Source organism: Salinisphaera orenii subsp. orenii MK-B5, from assembly GCF_003788635.1.
GTDB classification, from domain to species: domain Bacteria; phylum Pseudomonadota; class Gammaproteobacteria; order Nevskiales; family Salinisphaeraceae; genus Salinisphaera; species Salinisphaera orenii.
The window spans coordinates 263,988-279,815 of the sequence record NZ_AYKH01000012.1 but is presented as its reverse complement, the minus strand read 5'-3'; the positions used below and the strand labels follow the sequence as shown (position 1 = coordinate 279,815).

13 protein-coding genes, 1 pseudogene and 1 riboswitch are annotated in these 15,828 nt (G+C 68.1%); of the genes and pseudogenes, 7 read left to right on the top strand and 7 right to left on the bottom strand.

Annotation, left to right across the window (positions count from 1 at the left end; all coding sequences use genetic code 11):
- Nucleotides 1–7: 7 nt before the first annotated feature.
- The 4 genes from fadJ to SAOR_RS08135 all read left to right on the top strand — a co-directional run bounded on the left by fadJ (nucleotide 8) and on the right by SAOR_RS08135 (nucleotide 6,668).
- On the top strand, nucleotides 8–2,299 hold the full coding sequence (fadJ, locus tag SAOR_RS08150) for a fatty acid oxidation complex subunit alpha FadJ (protein WP_123630976.1): 2,292 nt from the start codon (nucleotides 8–10) through the stop codon (nucleotides 2,297–2,299).
- Nucleotides 2,300–2,356: 57 nt separating this feature from the next.
- Nucleotides 2,357–4,603, top strand: coding sequence for an acyl-CoA dehydrogenase (locus SAOR_RS08145; RefSeq protein ID WP_123630975.1), 2,247 nt, complete (start codon nucleotides 2,357–2,359; stop codon nucleotides 4,601–4,603).
- Nucleotides 4,604–4,848: 245 nt separating this feature from the next.
- Nucleotides 4,849–6,036: a CaiB/BaiF CoA transferase family protein gene (locus SAOR_RS08140; RefSeq protein WP_123630974.1), complete on the top strand. Its 1,188-nt coding sequence runs from the start codon at nucleotides 4,849–4,851 to the stop codon at nucleotides 6,034–6,036.
- A 68-nt stretch (nucleotides 6,037–6,104) separates the two neighbouring features.
- Complete coding sequence (locus tag SAOR_RS08135) at nucleotides 6,105–6,668, top strand: thioredoxin family protein (RefSeq protein WP_123630973.1); 564 nt, start codon at nucleotides 6,105–6,107, stop codon at nucleotides 6,666–6,668.
- A gap of 25 nt (nucleotides 6,669–6,693) precedes the next feature.
- Here SAOR_RS08135 and SAOR_RS08130 read toward each other — a convergent pair whose 3' ends face one another.
- Nucleotides 6,694–7,515 carry an SDR family NAD(P)-dependent oxidoreductase gene (locus SAOR_RS08130; RefSeq protein WP_123630972.1) on the bottom strand — a complete coding sequence of 274 codons (822 nt, stop codon included), beginning with the start codon at nucleotides 7,513–7,515 and terminating at the stop codon, nucleotides 6,694–6,696.
- A gap of 114 nt (nucleotides 7,516–7,629) precedes the next feature.
- Between SAOR_RS08130 and SAOR_RS08125 the strand changes: the two genes are divergently transcribed.
- On the top strand, nucleotides 7,630–8,286 hold the full coding sequence (locus SAOR_RS08125; RefSeq protein WP_123630971.1) for a TetR/AcrR family transcriptional regulator: 657 nt from the start codon (nucleotides 7,630–7,632) through the stop codon (nucleotides 8,284–8,286).
- A 50-nt stretch (nucleotides 8,287–8,336) separates the two neighbouring features.
- Here the strand turns inward: SAOR_RS08125 and SAOR_RS08120 are convergent, their stop codons facing one another.
- The 4 genes from SAOR_RS08120 to SAOR_RS08110 are packed head-to-tail and all read right to left on the bottom strand — an operon-like array spanning nucleotide 8,337 to nucleotide 11,183.
- Entirely contained in the window at nucleotides 8,337–9,254 is a 918-nt protein-coding gene (locus SAOR_RS08120; RefSeq protein WP_123630970.1) for a metal-dependent hydrolase, read from the bottom strand.
- 60 nt (nucleotides 9,255–9,314) lie between these two features.
- Nucleotides 9,315–10,082, bottom strand: coding sequence for a metal-dependent hydrolase (locus tag SAOR_RS08115; protein WP_245965422.1), 768 nt, complete (start codon nucleotides 10,080–10,082; stop codon nucleotides 9,315–9,317).
- Complete coding sequence (locus SAOR_RS17200) at nucleotides 10,079–10,213, bottom strand: hypothetical protein (protein WP_281273427.1); 135 nt, start codon at nucleotides 10,211–10,213, stop codon at nucleotides 10,079–10,081. Before SAOR_RS17200 ends, SAOR_RS08115 begins: the two co-directional genes overlap by 4 nt.
- Nucleotides 10,206–11,183: an alpha/beta fold hydrolase gene (locus SAOR_RS08110; RefSeq protein ID WP_123630969.1), complete on the bottom strand. Its 978-nt coding sequence runs from the start codon at nucleotides 11,181–11,183 to the stop codon at nucleotides 10,206–10,208. Before SAOR_RS08110 ends, SAOR_RS17200 begins: the two co-directional genes overlap by 8 nt.
- 484 nt (nucleotides 11,184–11,667) lie before the next feature.
- Between SAOR_RS08110 and SAOR_RS08105 the strand changes: the two are divergent.
- Nucleotides 11,668–12,618, top strand: a pseudogene (locus SAOR_RS08105) (IS481 family transposase).
- On the opposite strand, the gene SAOR_RS08100 reads toward SAOR_RS08105, so the two are convergent.
- Nucleotides 12,615–13,406 carry a MerR family transcriptional regulator gene (locus SAOR_RS08100; protein WP_123630968.1) on the bottom strand — a complete coding sequence of 264 codons (792 nt, stop codon included), beginning with the start codon at nucleotides 13,404–13,406 and terminating at the stop codon, nucleotides 12,615–12,617. The pseudogene SAOR_RS08105 and the gene SAOR_RS08100 sit on opposite strands and share 4 nt — an antisense overlap.
- Before the next feature lie 48 nt (nucleotides 13,407–13,454).
- Nucleotides 13,455–14,096, bottom strand: a complete 642-nt coding sequence (gene ribB / locus SAOR_RS08095) for a 3,4-dihydroxy-2-butanone-4-phosphate synthase (RefSeq protein ID WP_123630967.1) — start codon at nucleotides 14,094–14,096, stop codon at nucleotides 13,455–13,457.
- Nucleotides 14,097–14,164: 68 nt separating this feature from the next.
- Nucleotides 14,165–14,311: riboswitch (FMN riboswitch) on the bottom strand.
- A 74-nt stretch (nucleotides 14,312–14,385) separates the two neighbouring features.
- On the opposite strand from ribB, the gene SAOR_RS08090 reads away from it, so the two are divergent.
- Nucleotides 14,386–15,543, top strand: a complete 1,158-nt coding sequence (locus SAOR_RS08090) for a methionine aminotransferase (RefSeq protein ID WP_123630966.1) — start codon at nucleotides 14,386–14,388, stop codon at nucleotides 15,541–15,543.
- The last annotated feature ends 285 nt before the right edge of the window (nucleotides 15,544–15,828 follow it).

The window sequence follows — 15,828 nt, the reverse complement described above, 5'->3', positions numbered from 1 at the left end:
CCGAGCCATGAGCAACGCAAGCGCTGAAAAGACGTCTCCCTCGTCGGCAGCCGCCCCGCGCACGTCCGGCGCACCCACCCACACGTCGGCCGACGCCGACCTGTTCGCCGTGGAGCGCCGCGACGATGGCATCGCCGTCGTGCGATTCGCCGTGCCGGGGGCGACCCAGAACACCCTCAGGGCCGACTTCGCGCCGGCCTTCGAGACGCTGCTCGAATCGCTCGAGCACGACACCGAGGTCATCGGCGTGGTGCTGGTTTCCGCCAGGCCGGGCTCTTTCATGGCCGGCGCCGATATCGACATGCTCGATGCGCAGAAGAGCGCGGCCGATGTCGAGGCGCTCTCGAAGCAGGGCCAGGCGGGCTTTCGCCGGCTCTCGAAGCTGCACGTGCCGGTGGTGGCCGCGATCGAGGGGGCCTGTCTCGGCGGCGGTCTGGAGTTGGCTCTGGCCTGCGACGTGCGCATCGCCGCGGATACGGCGGCGACCACGCTCGGGCTGCCCGAGGTGATGCTCGGCCTGCTGCCGGCGGCCGGCGGCACCCAGCGCCTGCCGCGCCTGGTCGGCATCCAGGCGGCGCTGGATCTCATGCTCACCGGTCGCAAGCTGCGCCCGGCCCAGGCGAAGGCGTGCGGCATCGTGGACACGGTGGTCGCGCCCGAGGCGCTGCGCGACGAGGCGATCCGCCAGGCGCGCTTCGCCGGCAAACGCTCGCTCACCGGCAGCGCGTCGCTGTTCGGGCGGGCACGCGCGCGCATCGGCGCCGGCGTGAACGGCCTGACCCACGCCGCGCTGGAGGACACGACGCTCGGCCGCCGTCTGCTGTTCGCTCAGGCGCGCAAACGCACGCGCTCGAAAACGCGCGGCAATTACCCGGCGCCGGAGCGCATCATCGACGTGGTCGCGACCGGTTTCGCCCGCGGTGTACAGGCCGGCTTCGACGCCGAGGCGAAGGCGTTCGGCGAGCTGGCGATGACGCCGGAGTCGCAGTCGCTGCGCCATGTCTACCACGCGACCGAAGCCCTCAAGAGGACGACGTTCGTGGCCCGCAACGTCAAGGCCCGCGCCGTGCGCCGCGTCGGCGTCCTCGGTGCGGGGCTGATGGGCGCGGGCATCGCGACCGTGACCATCGACAAGGCCGGCTTGCCGGTACGCCTCAAGGACGTCAGCGATGACGGTCTCGCCCGCGGGCTCGATCACGTCCAGCAGTTCTATGCCCGGCGTGTGGCCAAGAAGGCGATGACACGGGCGCAGGCGGATCGCTGCCTGCACCAGGTCACGGGCACGACCGACTACAGCGGCATCGGCGCCTGCGAACTCGTCGTCGAAGCGGTCTTCGAGGATCTCGATCTCAAGCGGGCCATGCTCGCCGACGTCGAGGCCGCGGCGGACGCATGCGCGAATACCGACTGCATCTTCGCGACCAACACGTCCTCTTTGCCGATCGCCGAGATCGCCGCGCAGGCGAAGCGCCCCGAGAACGTGATCGGGCTGCACTACTTCTCGCCGGTCGAGAAGATGCCCTTGCTCGAGATCATCGCCACCGAACAGACGTCGAAGAAGACGATCGCCACCGCGGTGGCCTTCGGCAAGGCCCAGGGCAAGACCGTGATCGTGGTCGGCGACGGCCCCGGTTTCTATACCACGCGCGTGCTCTCGCCGTATCTCAACGAGGCCGCGCGCCTGCTGTCGGAGGGCGCCGGTGTGCGCCAGATCGACCAGGCGCTGACCGACCACGGTTTTCCCGTGGGGCCGATGACGTTGCGCGACGAAGTGGGCGTGGACGTGGGCGTGAAGGTCGGCCCGATCCTGGAGGCCGCCTTCGGCGAGCGCATGAGCGCACCCGACGCCTCGCAGAGGATGATCGAGGCCGGTCATCTGGGACGCAAGTCCGGCAAGGGCTTCTACGACTACACCGCGAAGACGAAGAAAGGCGAGAAGCGGCCCGCCAATGCCGATCTCGAACGGCTGCTCGCACAGCAGCGCGATGGCGGGCGCGCGCCGGATGCGGCCGAGATCGTCGAGCGCTGCACGCTGGCCTTCGCCAACGAGGCCGCGCATTGCCTGTCCGAGCGCGTCATCCGTGAGCCCATGCACGGCGATATCGGCGCCGTCTTCGGGCTGGGCTTTCTGCCGTTCACCGGCGGGCCGTTTCGTTATATCGACGCCGTGGGCGTTGCGCGTTTCGTCGACCGGCTGCATGCGCTGGTCGAGCGCCACGGCCCTCGCTTCGAACCGGCGCCGATCCTCAAGACGATGGCGAGCGCGCGCTCGGCGTCGCACGGCCGATTCTATTCCTGAGCCGCTCATCGCCGGCAACCGCCGGCGGCGGCCCGACGCCCAGCCCGGAGGCTCGTCATGTTCACCGCGCTCATGCACTGGATGCAGGCCAACGATGTCCTGCCGCGCATTTCCGATACCGAACGCCAGGCCCTTGAGGCCGGCAATGTCTGGGTCGACGGTCAGTTCTTTTCGGGCAAACCTGATTTCGCCGCGATGCTCGATGCGCGCTACGGCCGCCTCTCCGCCGAGGAGCAGGCGTTCATGGACGGGCCGGTCGAAGAACTGCTCTCGCGCGCCGACTGCAACGAGATCGCACTCACGCGGCGCGTGCCGGACCACATCATCGAATTCATGGCCGAGGCCGGATTCTTCGGGCTGATCATCCCCAGGGCCTACGGCGGCAAGGAATTCTCCACGCTCGCGCGCTCGGCGATCATGGCCAAGGTCACGCCGCATTCGGGCATCCTGTCCGCCTATGTGGTGATTCCGAACACCCTCGGCGCGGCCGAGTTGCTGGTCGAATACGGCACCGAGGCACAGCAGGATCACTACCTGCCGCGCCTGGCCCGGGGTGAATACCTGCCGTGCTTCGGCCTGACCGAGCCCACCGCCGGCTCGGACGCGGCGTCGCTCACCGCCGACGCCGAGGCGTTTCGCGATGCCGACGACGAGATCAGGCTGCGGCTGAATTTCCGCAAGCGCTATATCACGCTCGGGCCGGTGGCCAATCTCATCTCGCTGGCCTGTCGGCTGCGCGACCCGGACAATCTGCTCGGCCAGGGCGAAGCGCCGGGCATCACCGTGGTGCTGATCCACGGCGGCACGCCGGGGCTCATCCAGGGCGATCGCCACGAGCCGATCGGCGAGGCGTTCCCGAACGGCCCGCTGATGGGCGAAGACGTGGTCGTGTCGGCCGACAACATCCTCGGTGGGCGCGACCAGGCCGGCGGCGGCTGGCGCATGCTCATGGAAAGCCTGGCCGGCGGGCGCATGGTCTCGTTGCCGGCGACCGCGGTGGGCGGCATTCGTACCGTGGCCGCGGCCACCGGCGCCTATTCGATGGTGCGCCAGCAGTTCGGCCTGCCGATCGGGCGCATGGAAGGCGTGGCCACGCCGATCGGCCGTCTCAACGCGCTCGCCTATATGACCGAGGGCGCGCGCGTGTTCGGCTGCACGGCGGTGGATGACGGCATCAACCCGCCAGTGGTGTCGGGGGTGATGAAGGCTTACACCACGGAACTGGCGCGCCAGTCCGCCACCGATGCCATGGATGTGTTCTCGGGCGCCGGCGTGATGCAGGGGCCGAACAACATCATCGGCCGCGGCTATTGCAGCGCGCCGGTGGCGATCACCGTGGAGGGTGCGAACATCATGACGCGCACGCTCATGGTTTTCGGCCAGGGCGCGATCCGCTGCCATCCGCATGCGCTCGACGTAGTCCATGCGGTTGAAAACGACGACGCCCGCGCGTTCTCGAAAGGCATGCGGGGCTGGATCGGGCATTTCCTCGCCAATCTGGGCCGCACGGTCGGACACGGGCTGACGCGCGGCGCCTTCGTGCGGGTGCCCGATGTGGACGCGGCCACGAAACGCTATTACAGGAAACTCGGATGGGCGGCGTCGCGTTTTGCCCTGTTCACGGATCTGGCGCTGTTCTTCGTCGGCGGCCGGCTCAAGATGCGCGGCAACCTGACCGGCCGCTATGCCGATGCGCTGGCGTGGATGCTGATGGGCTTTTCGACGCTGCGCCGCTTCGAGGCCGAGGGCCGGCCGCGCGAGGATCGCGTGCTCGTTGATTACGCGCTGCGCTTGAGCCTGGCGAAGGTGCAGGAGGCTTTCGAGGGCATCTACGAGAACTTCGACGGCCCGCTCGGCAAGCTGCTGCGCGGTGTATTCCTGCCAATTCTGCGGGTCAACCGGCTGGCGCGTCTGCCGGACGACCGCATGGCGATGGCCGCCGCCGCGGTGTCGCAGCGTATCGATGCCCAGAGCGCGCGGCTTAACGCCGATATCTTCATGCCCGAGAACCCCGATTCGGGCGTGGGCCGGCTATTCGACGCCTTTCATCGCGTGGCCGACACGGCGCCGATCGTCGAGCGCATCAAGGCCGAACAGAAAGCGGGCGAGCTGCCGGCGGGCGAACCCGACGCGCTGGCACAGGCCGCACGCGAAGCCGGCGTGATCGAGGCCGACGAGGCTGAGCGCCTGAGCGCGGCGCGTGGGGCACGCCTGGCCGCGATCGAGGTCGATGTCTTCAGCGAGTCGGACTTCTTCGCCCGTGCGGTCGCGCCGTCCGAGGCCAGCCGTCGAGACGCGGCTTGATCGACGCGAAAGGGCCATGGGGTTCGGCCGCGGGTTTCGTAGACTCGTGCGGCTCGATCCTCAAAGCGGGTTGCGCGGCTACGATCGTAGCGGATGAGGTTTGGCCTAGTCGGCCGATCGGTGTTCGAACGTCCGGTGGGCCAGACCGCAGGCCGGCAAGCGCGCGGCGTATGGAAAATGGCTGCCTCAATCGGCGTGGCCGAGTAGTCATCAGGGCACTCATTTCTTAGATTTCGGAACAGGCCATGACGAACTCTCTGCTCAAAGGCGTGCGCGTGCTCGATCTCACGCGTCTGCTGCCCGGCCCGCACGCCACCCAGCTGCTCGCCCAGATGGGCGCCGAGGTGATCAAGATCGAGGACCCCGACGGCGGCGATTACGCCCGCAGCCTGTCGCCGGCGCTGTTCGAACAGGTCAATCGCGGCAAGGCGTCGGTGACGCTCGATCTGCGCGTGGCCGAAGACCTGGCCGCGTTCAAGGTGCTCGTCGCGGACGCCGATGTGGTGATCGAATCCTTTCGCCCCGGCGTGATGGAGCGCCTGGGCTGCGGTTACGACACGCTCAAGGCGATCAACCCGCGGCTCGTCTATGCCGCGCTGACCGGCTACGGCCAGACCGGGCCGCTCGCCGACGCCGCCGGCCACGATCTCAACTATCTGGCGCTGGCCGGCGTGCTCGACCAGAACGGCACGGCCGGCGGCGCGCCGGCGATCTCGAACGTACAGATCGCGGATCTGGCCGGCGGTGCGCTCACCTGTGCGGTGGGCGTGCTGGCAGCGGTGATCGGCGCGCGCGCGAGCGGGCAGGGCGCCTTCGTGGATGCGGCCATGCTCGACGGCTCGCTGGCGCTGCAGCCGGTGGCCATGGCCACGCTCAACGGTCTCGGCGTGACCCAGCCGCGCGGCGCCGATATGCTCACCGGCGCGCTGCCGAACTACCGGGTCTACAAATGCCGCGACGGGCGTTATCTGGCGGTCGGCGCGCTGGAGCCGAAGTTCTTCGGCCGGCTGCTCGCCCGGGTGGCGCCGCCGGGGTTTGGCGGCGGCCGGCGCGGGGCATCGACAGGAGGGGGAGGATCCAGTCGGCAGGCCACAGCCGGGCGCCTCGGCGGTTGGCGAGCCCGCATGCGTGACGCCCTGGCCGATCCTCGGCGTGCCCGTATTGCCACGCGGCCGTTGCACTGGGGGCTTGCGGCCTTGTTTCGCACCCGCCCGCGGGACGCGTGGGTGGCGCTGCTGGCGGATGCGGATGCCTGTACCACGCCGGTGCTCACTCTGGACGAGGCGCTGGCTCAGGCGCACGTCCGTGCGCGCGGCCTCGTCGAGGATGGTGCGGTCGGATGCCCGCTGCGTTTCGACGGGGGCGCCCGCGCCGCGCTCGGTGCGCCCCCGGCTCTGGGAGCGGACAACGCGCACTGGCTGGGTCGCCGCTGAAGGCGGGGTTGGGCCCGTTCCGGCGAGCGGCTAGACTGCATGCGATCCAACCAGACAAGGAACCGACCATGTCGCTGACCGACTCAACCATGATGCCGCTGGGCACGCCGGCGCCCGATTTCGCCCTGCCGGACACGGTTTCCGGCCAGACCACGACGTTTGCCGATGTCGCCGGTGAGAACGGCACCGTGGTGCTGTTCATCTGCAACCACTGTCCCTACGTGATCCACATCATCGACGAGATCGTGAAGGTGGCCGAGCGCTACCAGCCGCAGGGCATCGGTTTCGTCGCCATCTCCTCGAACGACGTCAGCGAGCGTCCCGAGGACGGGCCGGAGCACATGGCCCGCTTCGCCGACGAGAAGGGCTTCATCTTTCCCTATCTCTACGACGAGAGCCAGGCCGTGGCCAAGGCCTACGACGCGGTCTGCACGCCGGACCTGTTCGTCTTCGACGCCGACGGCCGGTGCGCCTACCGTGGGCAGTTCGACGAATCCCGGCCCAAGAGCGGCACCCCGGTCACCGGGGCCGATCTGCGCGCCTCGCTCGATGCGCTGCTCGACGGCGACATGATCCCGGCCGACGTGCAGGTGCCCAGCCAGGGCTGCAGCATCAAGTGGAAAGCCGCCTGACGGAAAGGCTCGCGGGTGGCCTGACTCAGGCGGCCCGCGATTTCGGCATCAGTCGGGACAGGATCGACCAGTAGCGTTCCGGCGCGGCGCGGGCGACGGCTGCGAGTGCCACGGCGTCGGCGCCGATCAGGCAGCGGCCGCGCCGGCGGGCCAGATCCTTGAGAATCTTGGCCGCCGCCTGGTCCGGCGTGGTGCGGGCGATGCGATCGAAAAAACCCGTCGCCCGATCATGGTCCGTGCCGCCGTCCGGCCCGACGTAGAAGCGGGCGGTGCGGGCGATGTTCGTCCGGATGCCGCCCGGATGCACGCACATCACATGGATATTGCTGCCAGCCATCTCGTGGCGCAGCGCCTCGGTGAAGCCGCGCACCGCGAACTTGCTGGCATTGTAGGTGCCCTGGGTGGGCACGCTGATGATGCCGAACACGCTGGAGACGTTGATGAGGGCGGCGCTGTCGCGCTCGCGCAGCAGTGGCAGGAAGGCCTTGGTACCGTGGACCACGCCCCAGAAATTGATGCCCATGATCCACTCGAAGTCGTCGTAGCGACTGTCCTCGATGGTCTGGGCATGGGCGACGCCGGCGTTGTTGATCACGACATCGACGCCGCCGAAGCGCGTGGCCACCTGGTCGCGAAACACTTCGACGGCGCCGCGATCGGCCACGTCCACGTGGGCGGTGAGCACCTCGGCTCCGTCACAGGCGGCGGCTGTCTCGGCCAGGCCGGTGTCGTTGACGTCGCACAGCGCCAGCCGCGCCCCGCGCCGCGCGCCCTCGAGCGCGAGGCTGCGCCCGATGCCGGAACCGGCGCCGGTGATGACGACGATGCGTGACTTGAGTGTCTTCATGGGTCCGTCCTCGAATGCCGGTGTGGCCGCAGTGGCGGGGAATGCTCGACGCGCGAAAGTGACAACGTATAGTTTCAAATTACTTTTGACAATATTTCATGTCAACATGAGGCCATGAGCAGTAGCCGCGATTCGAGCACCGGTGGGCGCGCCTACGCCGGCCGTACGCTGGACGAGCGTCGACGCCGGCGTCGTGCGCAGTTCGTGGACGCCGGCATCGCCGTGTTCGGGCGCGAGGGCTATCGCGCGGCGACGGTCAAGGCGCTGTGTCGTGAGGCCGGTCTGACCGAGCGCTATTTCTACGAGTCCTTCGGTAGCAGCGAAGCCCTGTTCGCCGAGGTCTACAAGACGCTCGTCGGCCGGCTGCAGGATGACGTCGTCGCCGCCATCGATGCCGCCCCGCGCGAGCCGGAGGCCGCCGCCCGCGCGGGCCTTCGGGTGTTCTTCGAGACGATGCAGGCCGAGCCGGGCACGGCCCGGATCCTGCTGATCGAGATCTTCGGCATCAGTGGCGAGATCGATCGCCTCTACCGGGCGACCACGCACAACTTCACCCGCATGCTGCAGGAGCTGGTCAGCACCATCTTTCCACTGCAGCACGGCCGCGACACCGATACCGGCATCATCTACACCGGACTGGTGGGCTCGACCATCCATATCGCCATGTACTGGACGCTCAACGATTATCACGATCCGCTCGAGGTGGTCGTGGAGTCGAGCCTGGCCCTGTACGTGGCGGTGGCGCGCCGGTTCGCCGGCGAGACGCCCTGACGGCCGCTCCGGGCGGCGGTCGATCGCGACCGCCGCGGCGGAGACGCGCGTCAGTGATGGGTGGCGTAGGCGGCCTCGGCGTCGTCGACCAGTTCGTCCAGTTCGGCCAGCAGATGAGCGTTGTTCTGCTGCCACGGATGGAAGCTGTACTGGAAGTAGGACAGCCACTCAGGAATCATGCGCCGGATGAAACCGGGTTTGCCCAGCATGAAGTTGGCGAGCTTGAGATGGCCGCGCCAGCCCTGTTTGCGGCAGTTCTCGTCGGCCCGGCTCATCTGCCAGTAGAAGCTCATCAACACCGGCCAGAATATGGCCGTGGCCAGCGTCATCGCCAGGGTGCGTTCGGCCCAGTTCCGCGGCCCTCGGCCGATGCATTTCTCGTAGACGTCGTAGGCGACGGCCTTGTGCTCGACTTCCTCGAGTGCATGCCAGCGCCACATGCGTTCGAAGTCCTCCTGCGAGCCGTGCATCATCTCCGGGTAGCGCAGCAGCATATCGCCCATGAGAGCCGTGTAGTGCTCGAGGGCAATCGTGGCGGCCAGCGGCATGGACTTCGGCGTGTTCTGCTTGATCCAGTCGAGCAGGCGCCAAGTGAAGGCGTCGAGCTTGTGGGCCGGCAGGCCGGCGTTTTCCATCAGCTCGTTGTACTCGATGTGCTCGCGCGAATGCATCGCCTCCTGGCCGATGAAGGCGGTCGCGGCCTTCTTGAGATCCGGATCGGGAATCTCGTCGCGATAGCTGCGGATCGCGTCGATGAACATGCGCTCGCCGGCGGGGAACAGCAGCGACAGGGCGTTCATGAACTGAGTGACGTTCGGGCCTTCCTTGTGCCAGTCGCAGATACGCTCGCCCGGCGGCACGAAGTGCAGATCGCGCCGCTCGGGCATCACGTTCACGCTGTCGCTGTGCGGAATCTCGCGCTCGGCGTGGGGGGTCTTCTTGGCGACATCGGATGCGTTCTTGCTCATGTCATCCTCCTGGGGTGGATTCGGGGTCGCGGAGATTTCGTGGATAGACCGTCCTTCGGCTCAGGCGGCCTTGTGTTCGGCGTAGGCGGCTTCGGCGTCGTCGACGAGTTCGTCGATCTCGGCCAGCAGATCCGCGTTGTTCTGCTGCCACGGATGGAAGCTGTATCTGAAGTAGGCGAGATACTCGGGCAGCAGCCTGCGCAGATAGCCGGGTTTGCCGAGCATGAAATTCGCCAGATGCAGGTGCCCGCGCCAGCCGGCCTCGCGACAGGCCGGGTCGGCGGCGGCCAGGCGGCGATAGAACATCATCACGTGCGGCCAGAACGTGGCCGTGGTCGTGAGCATGATCGCGCTGCGCATGGCGTAGGCTTTGGGCCCGCGGCCGACGCATTTTTCGTAGACATCAAACGCCACGGCCTTGTGTTCGACTTCCTCGAGCGCGTGCCAGCGCCACATGCGCTCGTAGTCTTCCTGCGAACCGGCCATCTGTTCGGGATGGCGCAGCAGGGTGTCGCCCATGAGCGCGGTGAAATGCTCGAGCGCGATGGTCATCAGCAGCGGCGTGACCTTGCTGCTGTGCTTCTTCACGTACTCGGTATGCGCCCAGACCTGGGCATCCAGCTCGCTGGCCGGCAGGCCGGCCGCGTCCATGAGCTGGTTGTATTCGATATGCTCGCGCGAATGCATCGCTTCCTGGCCGATGAACGCGGTGGCCGCCTTGCGCAGGTCGGGGTCCGGAATCTCGTCGCGATAGGCGCGTACGGCGTCGATGAACATGCGCTCGCCGGCCGGAAAGAACAGCGAGAGCGCGTTCATGAACTGGGTCACGTTCGGCCCGGCCTGGTGCCAGTCGCAGATACGATCGCCCGGCGGCAGAAACGCAGGTCGCGCCGCTCGGGCATGACCGGGCCGCTGTAGCCGTCGGCATGCGGGGCCGGCTCGATGGTCGCGTCATCCATGGGATGCCTCCTGGTTTCGATGGGCGGGGGGGGGCCGCGTAGGGCCCGTCTGCGGGGCCGGTTCCGAGGGCGCGGCGATATGGCCTCGAGCGAACGCACGGCAATGATCGGCGACGGTGTCCGGATGGGTCTGGATCGCCCAGTGCGCGGCGTCGATGCGCACGACCTCGAGGTCGGCCACCCAGCGCCCGAGATCGTCTACAAAACCTGGCCCGACAAAGGCGTCGCGTTGCGGTACGACGATCTGCACCGGGCAGCGCGCGCGGCGATCGCGCGGGCGCATGAGTCGGGGCAGCATGTTGGCGCGATAGAGCTTTGCGCCGTGGGCGCCGTCGCGTGCCAGGGTGGCGCTCGTGGGCAGGCGCTCGCCCTCCAGCGCGGCGAGCGTGTGCGGCCAGCGCGCGCCGAGCGGCCCGTGCCACGCCAGTTGCGGCAGCAGCGGAACGTGCAGGGCCGCGATGTACCACGACTTGCGGAGTTGGCGCTGCAGCCCCGACGGATCCGACCGCCGCTGCGCGCGCAGCCAGTGGCTGGCGTGATCGAGGCAGGGACCGGAAATCGAGGTGAAACCGGCGAGCCGACCTGCGAACGCCGGGGCGGTGACGACCTCCCAGCTCTGGATCGAGCCCCAGTCGTGGCCGACGAGGTGGACCGGCGCGTCGGGGCTGGCCCAGTCGATCACGGCGATCAGGTCGGCGGCCAGGCGTGACAGTCGATAGGCGCGGGTGGGGCGCGGCCGCGCCGAGGCCCCGGCGCCGCGCACGTCGAAGCTGACGCAGTGGAAGTCCTCGGCGAGGCGGTCGATCACGCGGTTCCAGACCGCGTGGGTGTCCGGATAGCCGTGCACGAACACCAGCGTGGGGCGGTCGGGCTCGCCGCGCGCGAACACGGCGAGGTCGACGCCGTTGCTCCGGACGGTGGCGCGACGCGTGTTCCGTTCGCTGTTCGAGCGGCTGAGCGTATTCGGCATTTCTTCGTTTGATGTAATCGTTACATCAAACGATGTCACAAATGACGCGGTGCCGCAACTTACTCGGCGCTATTCTTCCAAGTCGCTGAAATCAGGGTATTACAAACTGACGACGTCCGGGGCGTGCAGCCATCTCGCACGCGTCCGTGCCAAGCGCTGGCCTGCCGCAAGGCGAGGTGTCGTGCGGTAACGCTGTGCAACCCTGCCGTAACGCTGGACTGCACCTTGTCGCTCTCATGGACGCTGGTCCCGAAGGCTCGGGGCGGCCCTGCAATAACCGTGGGCGACCGGCGGCTTTGCAAGCCTGGGTCGTGGCACGCCCAGAGCCGGCGGCTTGCGTCCTCGCGGATACGATTGGCGGCCTTGAACGCGGCGTGCGAGCGAAACGGGGCCTAGCTGTGACCTCTCAGTAGATTGTTCATCCGAGCCGCGTGCCCTGAAGCTGATGGGTGCTCAAATCCGTCAGACGTAAGGAGCGACCCGGATGAACACGCACAAGAATGCGCGACTCACCGTTCACAGTCGACAGGTGTTGGTTCGTCGTGTGATCGAGCACGGGCTGCGGCCCATCGACGTGGCCCAGGCCATGGCCGTGAGTCCGCGCACGGTCTACAAGTGGCTGGATCGCTATCGGCGCGAAGGCGGGGCCGGCTTGTCCGATCGAAGTTGTCGGCCCCATCGATGCCCGCACCAGATCTCAACCGCGCAGCGAGCGCGCATCATTCGACTGCGCCGACAACGGCTGATGTAACGCGCGATCGTGCGCCAGACCGGCGTGCCCCGCGCGACGGTTGCCCGCGTGCTTCAACGCGCCGGCTTGAATCGGTTGTCGGCGCTTGAGCCCTCGCGAGCGGCTCGCCGCTACGAACACGTCGCACCGGGTGATCTGCTGCACCTGGATATCAAGAAAGTGAATCGTTTTGCGCGGCCCGGCCATCGCGTGACCGGCGACCGGCGCGGTAAGTCGCGTGGCGCGGGCTGGGACTATGTCCATATGGCCATCGATGATCACAGTCGGGTGGCCCACGCGACGATCTGGCCGGACGAAACCGGCGCTAGCGCCGTCCGGGCGTTGATCGCCGCGCTGCGTTACTACCGGCGCCTGGGCGTCCGGTTCAAAGCGGTGCTGACCGACAACGGCGCCTGTTATCGATCCCGTCGATTTGCCAAGACCTGCCGCCAACTCGGGCTCAAACACAAGCGCACGCGGCCGTACCGGCCGCGGACCAACGGCAAGGCCGAGCGCTGGATCCAGACGGCACTACATGAATGGGCGTATGCACATGTGTATCAGAACGCCGACGAGCGCGCGGCCTTTCTGCCGTACTGGCTCCACGACTACAACTGGCATCGACCCCATACCAGCCTGAACCATCAACCACCGATCAGCCGATTGCGGCTATCCGTGAACAATGTGGTGGGTTTACACACCTAGCGCGGGTCGTGTCGGTGTTCCATCAGCAGCGCCAGACGATCCCCGAGGTGCTGATCGGCGGCCTTGGCCATGGCGCGGGCGACCTCGGGCAGCACGGCCATCTCCACCAGCGGACGGAAACGCCAGATCAGATCGGCCAGGGCGGGCATGTCGTTGGCCGGCGGTAGCTGGCCCTCGCCGTAGCGGTCGAACACGTGCTTGGCGACCAGTCTGACCATCTCGTCGGCTGCCTGCTCGACGTTGCTGCGCAGATAGGCGACCACTTCCAGCATGTCCTCCAGCGGTATGCCCGCGGCGACGAGTTCCGCGCCGGCATGCAGCATGCGCGGGCTCGGCACGCGGTAGCGCATGCCTTCGGGACGGATGATGTCGAGTTCGACCGCCCGTCTCAGGGCGCTGCGCGAGAAGTTGCCGCTGAACTTGCGCAGCAGCTCGGCCATGGTGACGTAGTCCGGGACTTCGTCCGACCAGGGACTGGCCACGGCCGTCTCCAGGCCCAGCAGATGGCCGATGTCGTTGCCGCGCTCCCAGCTCTCGATCAACTCCCCGATGTTGGCCAGGGTGTAGCCGCGTTCGAGCAGCCGATTGATGATGCGCAGGCGCGAGAAATGGGCGTCGTTGTAGATGCCCTTGCGGCCCCGGCGCTCCGGTGGCGGCAGTAGGCCGCGATCCTGGTAGGCGCGGATATTGCGCACGGTGGTGCCGGTCTCGCGGGCGAGCGCGTCGATGGAGAATTCCTGGGGCGCCGGCGTGTCGGCGGTTTCGGACGGCGTGGGTGCAGAACTCATGAGGAAAGAATAGCCCGCCGGGTCAACGACGTCATCCGCGGCGGGCCCTCACGCACAGCATGCCGCGTGGGCCGACCGCCATGCGGCGATCTCCTCGATGGTGAGCACGGGCATGCCGCTTGCGCGGGCGTATCGGTCGATGTCGGCGTTGCCGGCCATCGTGCCGTCGTCGTTCATCAGTTCGCAGAGCACGGCGGCGGGTTTCAGCCCGGCGAGCACGGCGAGGTCGACCGACCCTTCGGTATGGCCGCGGCGCTCGAGCACGCCGCCGTCGCGGGCACGCAGCGGGAACACATGCCCGGGGCTGACGATGCGGCGGCGACCCTCGAGCGAGTCCAGTGCGGCGCGGATGGTGGTCACGCGATCCGCGGCGGATACGCCGGTGGTCACGCCGTCGGCGGCCTCGATCGAGACGGTGAAGCCGGTGCGATGGCGGGCACGGTTGTCGCGCACCATCGGCGCCAGGCCGAGCTCGTCCACGTAGGCGCCGGCCAGGCAGAGACACACGATGCCGCTGCCGTTGCGGATCATGCGGACCATGCTGTCGTGTTGCAGGGTTTCCGCGGGCGCGACGATGTCGGCCTCGTTCTCGCGGTCGGCGTCGTCGAGCAGCAGCACGGGCCGGCCGTCGCGGAACGCGGCCACGGCAGCGGCGAGTCGGGGATGATCCTGGGGGTCGATCGATGGCATGAAACGTCCTCGGGCGAAAGAGTCAACGTTTCAGGGCAGGCCGTGCCGCGTGTGCGTCGCGCAGGCGCGCAGGTCTTCTTTCATCCGGACTGTGACCGTCGGCTCTGGCATCGCACCAGATCTGCTGACCCTCGAGGGAACCTCGAAGCGCTCGCGGGCTCGTCGAACAACGACATACCGCCGGTGGGGAATCGCACCCCGCCCTGAAGACGAGCGCGATTATAGCCGATGGCCGGGTCGAGCGACAGGCGGCTGCTAGCATGCCGCCTGGACATGCAGGGGGAATGTGATGCCGATCGAGAGCAAGCTGCCGGGTGTGGGCACCACCATATTCAGCGTCATGACCGAGCTGGCGCGAACCCACGAGGCCGTGAATCTGGGGCAGGGGTTTCCCGACTTCCCGCCGCCGGCCCGGCTGACGGAGGCGCTGGCGCGGGCGGTCGCCGACGGCCATAACCAGTACCCGCCCGGCATCGGCGTGGCGGCGCTGCGCGAACAGATCGCGGCCCAGACCGCGGCACGCGACGGGCGCGCGGCCGACCCGGCGACCGAGATCACGGTGACCTCCGGCGCGACCGAGGCGATCTTCGCAGCCATCGCCGCCGTGGTTCGCGCCGGCGACGAGGTGATCGTGCTCGATCCGGCCTACGACTGCTACGGCCCCGCGATCGCGCTCCAGAACGCGCGGGCGGTGCACGTGCCGCTGTCACCGCCGTCGTTCGCGATCGACTGGCAGCGATTGGCCGACGCGATCACACCGCGTACCCGGATGCTGATCGTCAATACGCCGCACAACCCGACCGGCGCGGTATTGTCCGCGGCGGACCTCGAGGCGCTCGCCGGGTTGCTGCGCGATACCGAGATCGTGCTGCTGTCGGACGAGGTCTATGAGCACATGGTCTTCGACGGCGCGATCCACCAGAGCGTGTCGCGGCACTCGGAACTGGTCGAGCGCAGCTTCGTGATCGGCTCCTTCGGCAAGACCTATCACTGCACCGGCTGGAAGATCGGCTACTGCGTGGCCCCGCCGGCGCTCACGGCCGAATTGCGTCGAATCCACCAGTACCTGACGTTCGCGAGTTTCGCCCCCGCCCAGCACGCCCTCGCCGAGATGCTGGCGTTCGAGCCCGAGCATCACCGCGGGCTGGCCGTGTTCTACCAGGCCCGGCGCGATCGCTTCCGCGAGCTGCTGGCCGCCACGCCGCTGCGGCTGCTGGACGTGCCCGGCGGCTATTTCCAGCTCGTGGACTATCGGGACGTGCGCGATGTCGACGATGCCTGCTTCTGTCAATGGCTCGTGCGTGAGGCGGGCGTCGTTGGCGTGCCGCTGTCGCCGTTCTATGAATCGCCGCCGGACGATCGGCTGCTGCGGCTGTGTTTCGCCAAGCGCGACGCGACGCTCGAGGCCGCTGCGGCCCGGCTGGCGCGGCTGCCGGCCAACGGTTGACGCCTCCGGCCGGCGGCGGTGCCGACACGGCCGCCTGACGCGACGCACCGGCGGTTCCGGCGGCCCGCGGATGACGAATGGAGGTGCCGGGGCGGGGTTGGTGCCGACCAATCGAAACCGCCGCGGCCCGCGCCGACCTTGCTTTGCCGCCCTCGGATGCCGCACGCCGGACGTCTCGGCAACACCGGTTCGCGGAACTTGGATGACGGGTTCCCGAACGGGGACGCTGCGGCCGGTCGTCCGGGATCCGTCGGTTAGCCGTGTCGCAGCTCGGCCCGGCCTGCA

Coding starts and splice junctions, on each gene's coding strand:
- fadJ (WP_123630976.1), top strand. CDS start 8: ATGAGCAACGCAAGCGCTGAAAAGACGTCTCCCTCGTCGGCAGCCGCC.
- SAOR_RS08145 (WP_123630975.1), top strand. CDS start 2,357: ATGTTCACCGCGCTCATGCACTGGATGCAGGCCAACGATGTCCTGCCG.
- SAOR_RS08140 (WP_123630974.1), top strand. CDS start 4,849: ATGACGAACTCTCTGCTCAAAGGCGTGCGCGTGCTCGATCTCACGCGT.
- SAOR_RS08135 (WP_123630973.1), top strand. CDS start 6,105: ATGTCGCTGACCGACTCAACCATGATGCCGCTGGGCACGCCGGCGCCC.
- SAOR_RS08130 (WP_123630972.1), bottom strand. CDS start 7,515: ATGAAGACACTCAAGTCACGCATCGTCGTCATCACCGGCGCCGGTTCC.
- SAOR_RS08125 (WP_123630971.1), top strand. CDS start 7,630: ATGAGCAGTAGCCGCGATTCGAGCACCGGTGGGCGCGCCTACGCCGGC.
- SAOR_RS08120 (WP_123630970.1), bottom strand. CDS start 9,254: ATGAGCAAGAACGCATCCGATGTCGCCAAGAAGACCCCCCACGCCGAG.
- SAOR_RS17200 (WP_281273427.1), bottom strand. CDS start 10,213: ATGGATGACGCGACCATCGAGCCGGCCCCGCATGCCGACGGCTACAGC.
- SAOR_RS08110 (WP_123630969.1), bottom strand. CDS start 11,183: ATGCCGAATACGCTCAGCCGCTCGAACAGCGAACGGAACACGCGTCGC.
- SAOR_RS08100 (WP_123630968.1), bottom strand. CDS start 13,406: ATGAGTTCTGCACCCACGCCGTCCGAAACCGCCGACACGCCGGCGCCC.
- ribB (WP_123630967.1), bottom strand. CDS start 14,096: ATGCCATCGATCGACCCCCAGGATCATCCCCGACTCGCCGCTGCCGTG.
- SAOR_RS08090 (WP_123630966.1), top strand. CDS start 14,386: ATGCCGATCGAGAGCAAGCTGCCGGGTGTGGGCACCACCATATTCAGC.